Origin of the sequence: Thermobifida cellulosilytica TB100 (assembly GCF_001517975.1) — a bacterium.
GTDB lineage: Bacteria > Actinomycetota > Actinomycetes > Streptosporangiales > Streptosporangiaceae > Thermobifida > Thermobifida cellulosilytica.
Map to the genome: position 1 here is coordinate 695171 of NZ_KQ950181.1, position 11862 is coordinate 707032.

At 74.7% G+C, this 11862-nt stretch carries 13 protein-coding genes; 7 read left to right on the forward strand and 6 right to left on the reverse strand.

Annotated elements, in window-relative coordinates:
* A partial coding sequence (locus tag AC529_RS09345; RefSeq protein WP_068755606.1) for a DUF418 domain-containing protein occupies positions 1 to 988 on the forward strand: 988 nt, incomplete at its 5' end.
* A gap of 420 nt (positions 989 to 1408) precedes the next feature.
* Here AC529_RS09345 and AC529_RS09350 read toward each other — a convergent pair.
* Positions 1409 to 2263, reverse strand: a complete 855-nt coding sequence (locus tag AC529_RS09350) for an SDR family oxidoreductase (protein ID WP_068755608.1) — start codon at positions 2261 to 2263, stop codon at positions 1409 to 1411.
* A gap of 198 nt (positions 2264 to 2461) precedes the next feature.
* On the opposite strand from AC529_RS09350, the gene AC529_RS09355 reads away from it, so the two are divergent.
* Positions 2462 to 3154 (forward strand): TetR/AcrR family transcriptional regulator, encoded by a 693-nt coding sequence (locus AC529_RS09355; RefSeq protein ID WP_068755610.1) that lies wholly within the window; start codon positions 2462 to 2464, stop codon positions 3152 to 3154.
* Between the two features lie 30 nt (positions 3155 to 3184).
* Here AC529_RS09355 and AC529_RS09360 read toward each other — a convergent pair whose 3' ends face one another.
* Positions 3185 to 4204 (reverse strand): tyrosine-type recombinase/integrase, encoded by a 1020-nt coding sequence (locus AC529_RS09360; protein ID WP_068755612.1) that lies wholly within the window; start codon positions 4202 to 4204, stop codon positions 3185 to 3187.
* Between the two features lie 247 nt (positions 4205 to 4451).
* On the opposite strand from AC529_RS09360, the gene AC529_RS09365 reads away from it, so the two are divergent.
* The 4 genes from AC529_RS09365 to AC529_RS09380 all read left to right on the forward strand — a co-directional run bounded on the left by AC529_RS09365 (position 4452) and on the right by AC529_RS09380 (position 7501).
* Complete coding sequence (locus tag AC529_RS09365; RefSeq protein WP_198156359.1) at positions 4452 to 5246, forward strand: exodeoxyribonuclease III; 795 nt, start codon at positions 4452 to 4454, stop codon at positions 5244 to 5246.
* 69 nt (positions 5247 to 5315) lie between these two features.
* Entirely contained in the window at positions 5316 to 6041 is a 726-nt protein-coding gene (locus AC529_RS09370; RefSeq protein ID WP_068755614.1) for an alpha/beta fold hydrolase, read from the forward strand.
* Positions 6042 to 6122: 81 nt separating this feature from the next.
* The gene (locus tag AC529_RS09375; protein WP_157080141.1) at positions 6123 to 6785 is read left to right on the forward strand and encodes a hypothetical protein; all 663 of its coding nucleotides are present in this window, start codon (positions 6123 to 6125) and stop codon (positions 6783 to 6785) included.
* A 230-nt stretch (positions 6786 to 7015) separates the two neighbouring features.
* Complete coding sequence (locus AC529_RS09380) at positions 7016 to 7501, forward strand: NUDIX domain-containing protein (RefSeq protein WP_068755616.1); 486 nt, start codon at positions 7016 to 7018, stop codon at positions 7499 to 7501.
* Between the two features lie 3 nt (positions 7502 to 7504).
* Here AC529_RS09380 and AC529_RS21165 read toward each other — a convergent pair whose 3' ends face one another.
* Together AC529_RS21165 and AC529_RS09390 are read right to left on the reverse strand one after the other, a co-directional pair.
* A complete protein-coding gene (locus AC529_RS21165) occupies positions 7505 to 8365 on the reverse strand; it encodes a hypothetical protein (protein ID WP_068755618.1) in 861 nt (286 codons plus the stop codon).
* 119 nt (positions 8366 to 8484) lie between these two features.
* Positions 8485 to 8898 (reverse strand): ankyrin repeat domain-containing protein, encoded by a 414-nt coding sequence (locus tag AC529_RS09390; RefSeq protein WP_068755620.1) that lies wholly within the window; start codon positions 8896 to 8898, stop codon positions 8485 to 8487.
* A gap of 145 nt (positions 8899 to 9043) precedes the next feature.
* Between AC529_RS09390 and AC529_RS09395 the strand changes: the two genes are divergently transcribed.
* Positions 9044 to 9514, forward strand: coding sequence for a hypothetical protein (locus AC529_RS09395; protein ID WP_232306657.1), 471 nt, complete (start codon positions 9044 to 9046; stop codon positions 9512 to 9514).
* A 70-nt stretch (positions 9515 to 9584) separates the two neighbouring features.
* On the opposite strand, the gene AC529_RS09400 is transcribed toward AC529_RS09395, so the two are convergent.
* Both AC529_RS09400 and AC529_RS09405 read right to left on the reverse strand, forming a co-directional pair.
* A complete protein-coding gene (locus AC529_RS09400; protein ID WP_068755624.1) occupies positions 9585 to 11078 on the reverse strand; it encodes a hypothetical protein in 1494 nt (497 codons plus the stop codon).
* A gap of 227 nt (positions 11079 to 11305) precedes the next feature.
* The gene (locus AC529_RS09405) at positions 11306 to 11743 is read right to left on the reverse strand and encodes a hypothetical protein (RefSeq protein WP_068755626.1); all 438 of its coding nucleotides are present in this window, start codon (positions 11741 to 11743) and stop codon (positions 11306 to 11308) included.
* Positions 11744 to 11862 lie beyond the last annotated feature (119 nt).

Sequence of the window (11862 nt, forward strand, 5' to 3'; positions counted from 1 at the left end):
GGGCATGGCGCTGTGGCGGGTGGTCGTGCGCGCCGTGGTCCTGCTCTTCCTGGGCACGGCCCTGACCATGCTGGGCACCCCGGTCGCGGTGATCCTCGCCTACTACGCGGTGCTGTTCGTGTTCACCTGCATGCTGCTGACCGAGCGGTGGCAGATCATCGCGGGGGCCGCCGCGGTGCTGGGCGTGGTCGGGCCGGTCGTGTCGTTCTGGGTGCGTTCCCTGATCGACGCGGGCGGGACGCTGAAGAGCGTCGTCGACACCGTCAACGCCTACGACCCGTTCGTGGCGCTGGCCGACGACGGGGTCGTCAACTTCCTGCTGACCGGGTCCTACCCGGCGATCACCTGGCTGCCGTTCGTGTTCGCGGGACTGGCGATCGGTCGGCTCGACCTGAGGCAGACGAGGGTGCGCTGGCGCCTGGTGGCCCTGGGCACGGTGCTGGCCGCTGCGGCCTACACCGTCTCGTGGCTGGCGGTGCGCGTCTTCGGTGTCGACGCGCGTCTGGCCGCCACGGTGGACCCCGCCACCGGCGAGGTCTTCGGGACCGAGGGCTTCGACCAACTGTTCGTCGAGGGGATAGGCGGCACGGTGCCCACCACCGACTGGGCGTGGCTGCTGGTGACCGTGCCGCACAGCGGCACGCCGCTGGACGTCTACGGCGCCGGGGGCGTGGCGATCGCGGTGCTGGGGCTGTGCCTGATCGTCGCCGACGCGCTGGGCCGGGCGAGCTGGCTGGTCTACCCGCTGGCGTCGGTGGGCGCGCTGTCGCTGACCACCTACGTGGGGCACATCCTGGTGATCTGGCTGGACGAGAACGACGTGCTGGACGGCACCCCGCTGTTCTTCGTCTCCGAGTGGCTGAGCCTGACGGTGCTGGTGGGCTCGCTGCTGTTCGCCACCGTGTGGCGCCTGGTCGTCAAGCGGCGCGGTCCGCTGGAGTGGCCGCTGCACGTGGTGTCCTCGTGGGTGGCCAAGCGCATCCCCTGAGGCGGGGACGGTGCGGTCGGGCGGGTCGCGTGGGGGCGGCTCGCCCGCCGTCGTCTCGGGGCCGGACGCTTCCGCGTCCGGCCCCTCGCTGTTGCCCGGGTACACCCGCCGGGGCGTAGCGCGTCCTGTCCGGTGCGGGAGGCTCGGAGGGCACGGGGGCCGAAGCGTCCCCGGGCCGCGAACGCGGCGGGCAGCAGGACCGCGTTGACGGCGACGGCGGCGGGCTCCCGGCCGGGAGACGCCAGCCGTCCAGGGCAGTGTGCCGGCGGGCGTGTCCTCGGGCCGGGTGACGTGACGACGGCGGCGAAGCCGAAGAGGGCGGCCAGGACGGCCTGCACGATCCACGGGGCGACGGGCATGGGGACCGTCGCCATCGGCGGGGGCGGGCCCGCGGCCCCGCCCCCGCCGATGGCCGCGGGGTCAGGTCCAGGACTTGAGGGTGGCGGCCAGCGGCTCGGTCGGGCGGCCGATGAGGCGGGACAGGTCGCCGGGGGTGGCGGCCAGGGCGCCCTCGCGCACGCCGGCGTTGATCGCGACCACGAAGTCCGCGGTCGCCTCGTCCAGGCCGACGGACAGGAGCTGGTCGCGTTCCTGTGCGGGGGTGAGCTCCTGGTAGCGGACCGGGGTGCCCAGGACCTCCTGGGCGGTGGCGGCGAACTCCTCGAACGACCATGCGGTGTCGCCCGACAGCTCATAGGCCCTGCCCTCGTGGCCGGGCGTGGTGAGCACGACGGCGGCGGCCTGGGCGTAGTCCGCACGCGGGGCGGTGGCCAGACGGCCCGGGCCGGCGCTGTTGGCGATGACGCCGTGTTCGCGGGCGCTGCCGAAGTCCGGCAGGTGGTTCTCGGTGTACCAGCCGTTGCGCAGGAAGGTCGCGGGGATGCCGGAGGCGGTGGCGAGTTCCTCGGTGGCCTTGTGGTCGGCGGCCAGGGCCAGGGGCGTGGTCGGCGCGTGCAGGATCGAGGTGTAGACCAGGTGGCGCACGCCGGCCCGTCGGGCCGCCTCGATGGCGTTGCCGTGCTGGGCCAGGCGGGCTCCCGGCGTGCTCAGGGAGATCAGGAGCAGTTTCTCGGCGCCGGCGAGTGTCGCGGCGGTGCCGTCGACGTCGTCCAGGTCGACGGCGGCGGTGCGCAGTCCGCGCCCGCCGAGTTCGGCGAGGCGTTCGGGGTTGCGGCCCAGGGCGAGGACGTCGCCGGGGGCGGTGCCGCGCTCGAGGAGGGCGTCGACGGTCAGGCCGCCGAGCCGGCCGGTGGCGCCGATGATCGCGATGGTCATGGGGTTCCTTCTGGTGCGGACGGTTGCGGGGGCCGCCCGGGGCGGCGTGGTGGGCCCGGCCTCCGGGAGCGGCGGGGCGGGGGCGGGCCCGGTGGGGGCGCGCCCTGCCCCCGTAGGTGGAACAGGGTTTCCGTTTACGGTCTTCGTCAGCGTAACAACGGAAGTGGGAAGGCTGTTCCACTTGAGTAGAGTGGGGCCATGAGCTCCTCCGCGGACCCCACGGGGGCCTCGGACCGGCCCCGCAGAAGGTGCCTGCGCGCGGACGCCGAACGCAACCGCGACCGGATCCTTGCTGCTGCCCGCCGCCTGTACGCCCGGGACGGGCTGGGGGTGTCCATGGCCGCGGTCGCCCGCGAGGCCGGGGTCGGCAAGGCCACCCTCTGCCGCCGCTTCGCCACCCGTGAGGAGCTCGTCGACGCGGTCTTCGCCGACCGCATGGACGCCTACGCCGCCGCCGTGACCGCCGCCCTGGCCGACCCCGACCCCTGGCGCGGCTTCGTCGGCTGCGTCCAGGCCGTGTGCGCCATGCAGGCCGCCGACCGGGGGTTCGCCGACGTGCTGACCACGGCCTTTCCCGCCGCCGGGGCGTTGGAGGAGCGCCGCTCCCGCGCCCACGCCGGTCTCGTCGAGCTCATCGACCGGGCCAAGGCGAGCGGGCACCTGCGCGACGACGTCACCGACCGCGACGTGGTGATCCTGCTCATGGCCAACGCGGGCGTGCTCGACGCCGCCGGCGAGGCCGCCCCCGATGCCTGGCGGCGGCTGGTCGCGCAGATGCTGCGCGCCTACGCCGCTCCGGGGGCTGCGCTGCCCCCGCTGCCGGATCCCCCCTCGCCCGCCGCCCTGTCGCGGGCGGTGCTTCTGGGCCGCACCGGACAGGCGGCGTCGTGAGAGAGACGGGTGCGGCCGCGGGGTGCGGGCTCAGGGCTTGGGCGTGCCGCCCTCGGCGGTGAGGCGGCGCAGCACCGCGTAGGTGCGGTTGGCGCGGGCGGCCTCGCGCTGGGAGCGCGCGGTGACGTCGATGTAGGCCTGCGAGGAGGCCACGGAGGTGTGGCCGAGCAGGTGCATGATCTCGGTGACGGAGGCGCCGTCCTCGGCCAGGCGGGTGGCGAAGGTGTGGCGCAGGGCGTGGACGAGGGTGCCGCGGGAGACGCGGTCGTAGACGCCGGCGTGCCGGTAGCACTGGCGGACCAGGTACTGTAGGCCGCCGCGGCGCAGGGCCTGGCCGCGGTTGTCGACCAGCAGGGGGTCCTGGCCGGTGAGCCGGGTGGCGAAGCGGGCCTGGCGGGTGGCCAGGTAGGCGTCGATGATCGCTTCCAGCGGGGGTTCCACCGGCAGGGAGCGGGTGCGGCCGCCCTTGCCGACCACGCGCAGGCGCCGCTCCCCGGGGCGTCCGCTGAGGGAGTCCAGGCGCAGGGCGAGCATCTCGGCGGAGCGCATGCCGGTGAGCAGGGCCAGGGACAGGACGGCCAGGTCGCGTTCGGGCCAGGGGTCGCGGGCGCGGCGGCAGCCCCGGGCCAGGGCGGTGAGCAGGCGTTCGGGGGTGTCTTCGCCCTGGAGGGGTTTGGGGTGGCGCTGGGGCGGGCGGGGCCGGGGCACGGCGGGCATGGGGTTGCCGTCGGCCAGGTTCTCGGCGACGAGGAAGGAGAAGAAGCCGTTCCAGGTGGACCAGGCGCGCAGCACGCTGGAGGCGGCCCGGTCGGCGGCGAAGGCGGCGAAGGCGTGGCGCAGCAGGCCGCCGGTGAGGTCGGCGAGGGTGAGGGTGTGGGCCGGGGTGCGGTTGACGCGGGCGGCGCACTCCAGGACCGCGGTCAGGTCGCGCCGGTAGGCGGCGACGGTGTGCGGGGAGGGTTTGGCGGCCCTGCGGACCGTCAGGTACTCGTCGACGGCGTCGACGGCGCGCAGGGGCGAGGGCTGGGGGGTGCCGGGTGCGACGCTCATCGGGTCTGGGACGGCCCCCTGGGGCGGGGCGCGTCGTTGTCCTCCTCTCCCGGGCGGACGGACGGGGGTGCGGGGCGGGGCCCCTCCCCTGCTTTTACCCCATCGCGGGGGTGCTCGGCGGACGGTCGGGGGGATCGGGGGTCGGGTGCGTGCGAAGATGAGCCGCGGGTCCGGGGCGTGCCCGGCCTGCGGCGCCCCGGGGTGGTGTGCGGTCGCCGCGTGGATCGACCGGTGAGCGGGTGAGCGAATGATCGTCGCGACGGTCAACGTGAATGGGCTGCGTGCGGCGGCCCGCAAGGGGTTCACGGAGTGGCTGGCGGGCACCAAGGCCGACGTGGTGTGCCTGCAGGAGACGCGCGCGGAGCTGTCGCAGCTGCCCGCCGAGGTGGCCGACCCCGAGGGCTGGCACGTGGTGCTGGAGCCGGCCGCGGCCAGGGGGCGTGCGGGGGTGGCGCTGTATTCGCGCGGGGTTCCCGACGCCGTGCGCACAGGGTTCGGGTCGGCGGAGTTCGCGGCGTCGGGCCGCTATGTGGAGGCCGACTTCGGTGCGGTGAGCGTGGCCAGCCTGTACCTGCCCTCCGGGCAGGTGGGCACGCCGTTGCAGGAGGAGAAGGAGCGGTTCATGGCGGAGTTCCTGCCCTATCTGGTGCGCCGCCGGGCCGAGGTGGAGGCGCAGGGCCGCGAGCTGGTGGTGTGCGGGGACTGGAACATCGCCCACCGGGAGGCCGACCTGAAGAACTGGCGGGCCAACCGGAAGAACTCGGGGTTCCTGCCCGAGGAGCGCCGGTGGCTGTCGCGGGTCTACGAGGAGGCCGGCTACGTCGACGTGGTGCGCTCGCTGCACCCGGGGCAGGAGGGCCCCTACACGTGGTGGTCGTATCGGGGGCGGGCCTTCGACAACGACGCGGGCTGGCGGATCGACCTGCACGTCGCCACGCCGGGGCTGGCGGCGCGGGCCGAGGAGGCGCGGGTGGAGCGAGCGCTGCGCCACGACGCGCGCTGGTCCGACCACGCGCCGGTCACGGTGGTCTACGCCGACTAGTCCGCATTCTGCGGGCGGGGGCGGGGACAATGGGGTCCGAGGGCGGTTCCGTCCGGAGGGAGGCGGCTGATGCGCGTGCCGATTGTGCTGGTGCACGGTCTGCGGACCTCGAGGACCATGTGGCGGCCGCAGGTGCGGGCCCTCAGGGAGCAGGGGCGCACGGTGGTGGCCGTGGACCTGCCCGGGCACGGTTGCCGCAGGGGTGAGCCCTTCACCCTGGGCGGGGCGGTGGAGGCGGTGCGCGACGCGGTGGACTCGGTGGGGTCGGCGGCGCTGGTGGTGGGGTTGAGCCTGGGCGGGTTCGTGTCGATCGCCGCGGCCGCGGCCTATCCGCAGCGGGTGGCGGGCCTGGTGGCGGCGGGCTGTTCGGCGCGTCCGGTGCCCGGGTGGGCGAGCATGTACCGGATTCCCACGGTGCTGCTGGACCGGTTGCCGGACCGGGGCCAGGCGGTCAACGAGCGGTTCCACCGGTTGACCCTGCCCGCCGACGGCGCCGAGGCGGTGCTGGACGGCGGGTTGGCGATGGAGGCGGGGCGGGCGGTGATCGAGGAGGTCACCGGTGTGGACGTGTTGGGCCTGCTGGCCTCCTATCCGGGGACGGTGTGGCTGGTCAACGGGGCCCGCGACCACTTCCGGATCCACGAGAGGCTGTTTTTGGAGGCGTGTGCGGACGGGCGGCTGCTGGTGGTGCCGCGCGCGGGGCACATGGTGAACCTGGACCAGCCGGAGATCTTCACCCGGCTGGTGATGGATGCGGCCGATGCGGTGGCGGGCCGCTCGGCGGCCCGGGAGTGAGCGGCCCCGCCCGTCGGGGCGGCAGGCCGTACCGCGCCCGGTGTACCGGGCTGTCGCGCGGACGCTCTATGTTGCTTACTCGTGAACGAAAGCCTGGAATGCGGACCGCATCCCCGGGGAGTCCGTCCGCTCCCCGACGACGGGCGGCGGCACCTGGGTCGGCTGGAGACGGTGCTGCACCGCCGTTGGCCCGCCGGAACCATCCCCTCGCCCCGTGTCCTCGACCACATCGAAGCGCTGGCCAGCCTCCCCTTCCCCATCGTCGACCGGGTCATCGAGGAGGTCGACGGCATCTACATCGGTGAGGGGTCGGTCGCCGACCTGAACTGCTTCAACCACCTGCGCGGCGTGTCCACCGATCCTGACGACCCGCACGCTCCCACCTTCGACCGGCTCGCGGGCATCTACCGTTTCGGCCTGCTGGTGCTGGGCAGCAACCCGCACACCTCCGTGTCCCTGGTGTTCCACGAGATCGGGCACGTGCTGGATCTGGCCGACCGCATGATGTCGGAGACCCGCGAGTGGCGGGACCTGCACGAGGCGTGCCTGCCCTACCTGGTGGAGGAGTACTGGCACCGCCGCCACGAGTGGTGGGCGGAGTGCTTTGCCATCGCGCTGGCCCGCAAGGAGCAGGTCCTGGTGGACATGCTGGGCGGGCGGGTGGACCTCGCCTACGCCGTGGTGGACTACTTCCACCGCCACTACGCGATGGTCGCGGAGGAGCTCGACGAGACCGCGGCCTAGGTTCTGCCCGTCGTGCCGCCGCTGCGCCTCCTGCGGCCCCTTTCGGGGGCGCAGGAGGCGGCACACCCCCCGGGGCGGGGCCGGTGGGGCGGCCGTGTTGTGCGGCCGCGCCCGGCCTTCCGGTCGCGGGCGGGGGTGCTGCGGCCGGCGGTGGTCCGAGTCAGGGCTGGAGTGTTCGGCTTTGACCGGATTCCTGCCCTGCGGCGGCGGTGGTGGCTAGGGTTCAGGGCATGGCCGACAGCGAGTTGGAGTTCTTCGAGAGCCTGCCGCGCACCCGGGGTGCGGCCAGTGCGCTGCTGCGTGACGATGCGGGACGGGTGCTGCTGGTCAAGCCCACCTACCGGCCCGGCTGGGGGCTGCCGGGCGGGGTCATCGAGATGGGCGAGTCGCCGTTGGCGGCGTGTCTGCGCGAGTGCACCGAGGAGCTCGGGTTCACCCCGGCGCTGAGCGGGCTGGTGTGTGTGGACTGGCTGCCCGCCCAGGCCAGTCCGGACCGGCGGCCGGCCACCGTGTTCGTGTTCGCGGGGCGTCTGGCGCCGGGGCAGTTCGAGTCGGTGCGCCTGCCCCCGGAGGAGTTGAGCGCGGCCCGTCTGGTGGAGCCGGACCGGTTGGGCGAGTACCTGCCCGACCGGCAGGCCCGGCGGATCGGGGCGTGCCTGGAGGGGGCGGAGGGGCTGCACTACCTGGAGCACGGGCGCCCGGTGCAGTGGGTGTGAGGGTCACGTGTCGGCGCCGGGCAGGCGGGAGGCGGCCTGGGCGGCCCGGTCGGCTGCGGCGCGCAGGTGCTCCTCTGCGGCCTGGGCGCGTTCGGTGAGGTCGGCCAGTTCCCGTACCGCGGCCTCGTCGGCGGCGGTGGCGGCCAGCAGGTCGCGCAGCTCCTCCTGTTCGGCGAGGAGGCGGCGCAGGGTGGCGGCGCGCTGCCAGGCGCGGTCGGCTTCGGCGACCCGTGCGGCGTAGTCCTCCAGGGCGGCCACGCGGGCGCCCACGGAGCGCTGTGCGGCGCGCAGGGCGCGGTCGCGGTCGGCGAGCAGGGCGGCGACCTCGGGGTCGTGGGCGGTGTCGGGGGCGGGGCGCGAGCGCAACTGGGTGATGCGGCGCAGGGCGGTGGCGGTCTCCCACAACTGGCGGGGCAGGACTGCGGTGTTGAGGGCGGTGTCGAGCACGTCGTCGCGGACGACCTGGGCGTCGTCGACGGCGGCCGCCGCTTTTTGGGCGCGCAGCAGCAGGGCGGCGGCCTCGGGGTCCAGGTCCTCGGCGGTGATGCAGCGGTCGCGGTGGCGCTGCCAGGCGCGGCGGGCCGCGCGGTCGGGGCCACTGGCCGCGACGTTGACCAGCACCACGACGGCGGCGGCCAGCAGGAGGAGGGCGGCGACGACCACGAACACGCGGGCCAGCAGGCGCATGCCGACCAGCAGGACCAGGACGGTGGCCAGGGTGGCGGCCAGGGGGTGCTCGGCCAGGGGGCGCGGCACCGGCAGGGGGCGGCGGGGCGGCGTGTGGTGGGCGCGCAGCAGCAGGGTGCGCACGTGGTCGGGCAGGTCGGGGTCGACGACCGGTTCGGGGTTGGGCGTGTCGTTCACTCTGCTTCTTCCTGGGACAGGGTGTGTGGTGCATCCTGCCCGCTGTGCGGTGTTTTCTCCCCTTCTGTTGGTGTCGGGGGCCATCCCGGGAGCCTCCTGCCCGGGGGCGGCTGCGGGGGTCAGGCGCGGTCGAACAGGGCGAGGTAGTGCTCCTTGGCGAACATGCGGGCGGCCTCGACCGCCGAAGGGCGGCCCAGGTCGGGGTCGGCGCCGTGGGCGAACAGGGTCTGCACGGCGGCGTCTTCGCCCTTGAACACGGCTCCGGCCAGGGGCGACTGGCCGCGGTCGTTGAGGCGGTTGACGTCGGCGCCGTGGCGGCACAGGCAGGCCACGGTGTCGGCGTGGCCGTGGTAGGCGGCCAGCATGACCAGGGTGTCGCCGCGGTCGTTGGTGAGGTTGGCGGGCACCCCGGCACTCAGGTAGGCGTCCAGGGAGGCGGTGTCCCCGGCGCGGGCCATGGCGAAGATCCTGGTGGCCAGCTCGACGACGTCGGGGTCGACGTCGCCGGGTCCGGCGCCGTGCGCAGCGTCCATGCCTCCAGCCTAGGGGGCGCTCCCGGCGGGGAGGTCGCGGCGGTTTCCGGGGGTTCACAACCGGCGTTTTGTCGGTAGGGTGCTCGTGATTTTCGAGAGGAGTCGTCTCCCCGTGCGACATTTCTTTGGTTTTGTCTTCGGACTGTTGTTGGGGCCCGTCCTGGTGCTGGCGAGCGGATGGGTCGTGCCGCGGGTCGCCGCCCTGCTCAACTCCGGCCGGGGGTTCCTCAGCCCGGGTGAACTCCTCACGCTGGCCGCGCTGGCGCTGCTGGTGGCCCTGGTGCTGGTGCCGCCCAAGCTCACTCCGCTGATTCCGGGGATGGCGAGCCTGGTGCTGGCGGGGCTGACCGCGGTGCACCTGGTGCGTCCCGCCTGGACTGGGAGCGTTCCCGAGACGGTGGTGCTGCCCGTGGTGGGCGGTATCCGCATCCCCGGCTGGCAGGGGGCGCTCGCCCTGGCCGAGGCGGGCCTGCTGCTGCCGCTGGCGCTGGCGCTGTTCGTCCCGCTGTTCTTCCCCTCGCGGTGGCGCAGCTACCGGCCGCGGGGCGCGCACGCGCTGGAGCAGGACGAAGGCGGTTTCGCCGACCTCAAGGAGCCCGAGGAGGAGCGGGTCTGACCCGGCCCCGGGCCGGGCGTGCCGCCGGCCGGTTCCCACCGCGGCGCGGCGGGCCCGCACCAGCGGCACGTCACAGCCAACTGGGCCCCCAGCCGGCGCTGTCGGAGACGCCGGGCGGCAGCGGCGGCAGCAGGGAGGAGCCGGGGGCGTCGCCCTGCTGCTCCTCCTCGCCGTCGCGGTCGCGCTCCTCGGCGCGGGCCGCGTCGTAGGCGGCCAGGACCTCCTGGGAGAGGACGGGGATCGCCTCGGTCCTGGCGAGCGGCTCGGGCTCGGCGGGCCGCGGCGCCTCCTCTCCCGCGCCCTGCTCCCCGGCGCGGGAGAGGGACGGCTCGGCCTCGGCGGGCCGGTCCGGTTCGGCGTCCTGGCGGCCCCACGGCGCGCCCTGCCGCTGGGGGGCCGCCTCGGGCTCCGCGCCCTGGGGCCCGGCCGGTTCGTCCGTGTCGGACTCCTGCCACCAGGAGGCGGCCGCCTCGGCGTCGGACTCCTCCTCTTCCTGGGCAGAAGGCAGGGCGGGCACGGCGTCGTCGGGCTCCACCAGCGACCACCAGTGCGCGGCCTGCTCGGGGGCGAGCTCCTCCTCCACCCACAGGGAGCCCTTGACCAGCGGGTAGATGCGTCCAGCGTTCCAGGAGCGCGGGTAGGTCTGCTCCTCCAGGATCAGGACCCGCTCCCCCTGCAGCAGCGGGATGTCGGCGGGCACCCCCTCGTTCCACACCCAGGTGCCGTCGGCGCCCACCAGGTTCCACCAGCCGTGGACGACCTTGGCCTGCGGGTCGGGGTCGGCGTCGCGGAAGGCCGCCACCCACCGCGGGTCGGGGCGCCGCCCCTCCAGCCCCCGGCCCTCCTCGCCGATGAGGGCGTCGGCCAGCAGGGTGTGCAACTGGAAGTTGTCGGCGATGCCTTCGAAACGCACCCGGAAACCGCGGCGGGAGGAGCGGTCCAGCACCAGGGCCGAGGAGACCTCGTCCATCCGCAGCAGCGCCGTCACCTCGCCGAACTCGGCCAGGTGGGCCGAGAGCTGGGCGGCGATGGCCAGCAGGTCGCTGTGCATCTCGGCGTCGGCGCGCACGGCCGCGCGCACCTGCGCCGAGCTGAGCATGGTCTTGGCCGACAGGCCGTAGCGGCGCGCGGTCCACCAGCACAGGGTCGCCACCGGCGCGGAGTCGCCCAGCACCGCGGCGACCTTGCTCTCGTCGGCGGCGGTCACCTGGTCGGGGTCGGGCGGCGCGCCGTCGCCGACCTTGTCCCAGGCGTGCAGGAACATGCCCGCGGCCCGGCCGGTCTCACGCAGCAGGCGCAGCACCTCGATGCCGGTGGTGCCCGGCTGGGTTCCCATCTCCACCAGGGCGCCGGCCACGACGGTCAGGTCGGCCTCGATCCCCGGACCGGCGTGGTGTCCGGAGAAGATCGGTCCCAAAGCCTCCAGGGCGATCTCCCGTTCGGAGACCGGAACCTGGGAGGCGAGCTCGTAGACCCGGCCCACCGCGGGGCCGAAACGCTGCGGGTCGCCCAGGAGGGAAGCGTCGATCAGCTCCTGGAAAGCGGCACGGAAAGCATCGATCACCTGGGCATTTTTCCACATTTCGGGCACGGTACGGTCACAGCCCCAATCGGATCGCGGTGGCGGGGGCCACCGGTGTGCTGCGGGATGCACGACACGCGGCTCCCACGGACCGCGGCGCACCGGTCCGCATCCCGTTGGTCCTGCTCTCCATCATGACTCACCTTCCGGCGGCGGACGGTGTGCCGCCCCGGTGACGGATGATCGCACGCCGCTCACCGAAACGCACGTCACAGCGCAAGGCCCGCGCGCAGCGCCGCCCACACCTCGCCGGGGGGAGCGATCAGCCACAGCAACACCGCCGAGCCCGCCAGCGCGCACCCGAACAGGGCCGCGGCCACACGGCGGCGCAGCAGCGCGGCCCACACCGCCCCGGCCAGGGGGGTGCCCAGCGCGAACACCAGCAGCCACAACAGCGCCCAGGCGGCCTGGGCGCGCACCTCGTCGGTGAGCTCCTCGGGCGTCATCCCGGCCGCGGCCAGCACTCTCATGAAGGTGGCCAGCGACCCCAGCACCCACACCACCACCAGCGCCGCCCACACCAGCAGCGGCCAGCGCGGCGGCGGCTCCTCCACCACCACGGGGGTGCGCACGACCCCGGCCCGCGCGGGGGCGTCCCGGCGGACAGTGCGGGGGCGGGGTTTGCGGGTCTTCTTCTTGGGCGACATGCATCCTCCGGCCGGCGGGATCGGACGGCAGCACCGTCCGATCCGCCACCCTAGAGGCTGCGCGGACCTGCCCACGCCACCCCGCCGCCCCCGACGTCCCCGGCATCCCCGCCCCGCCC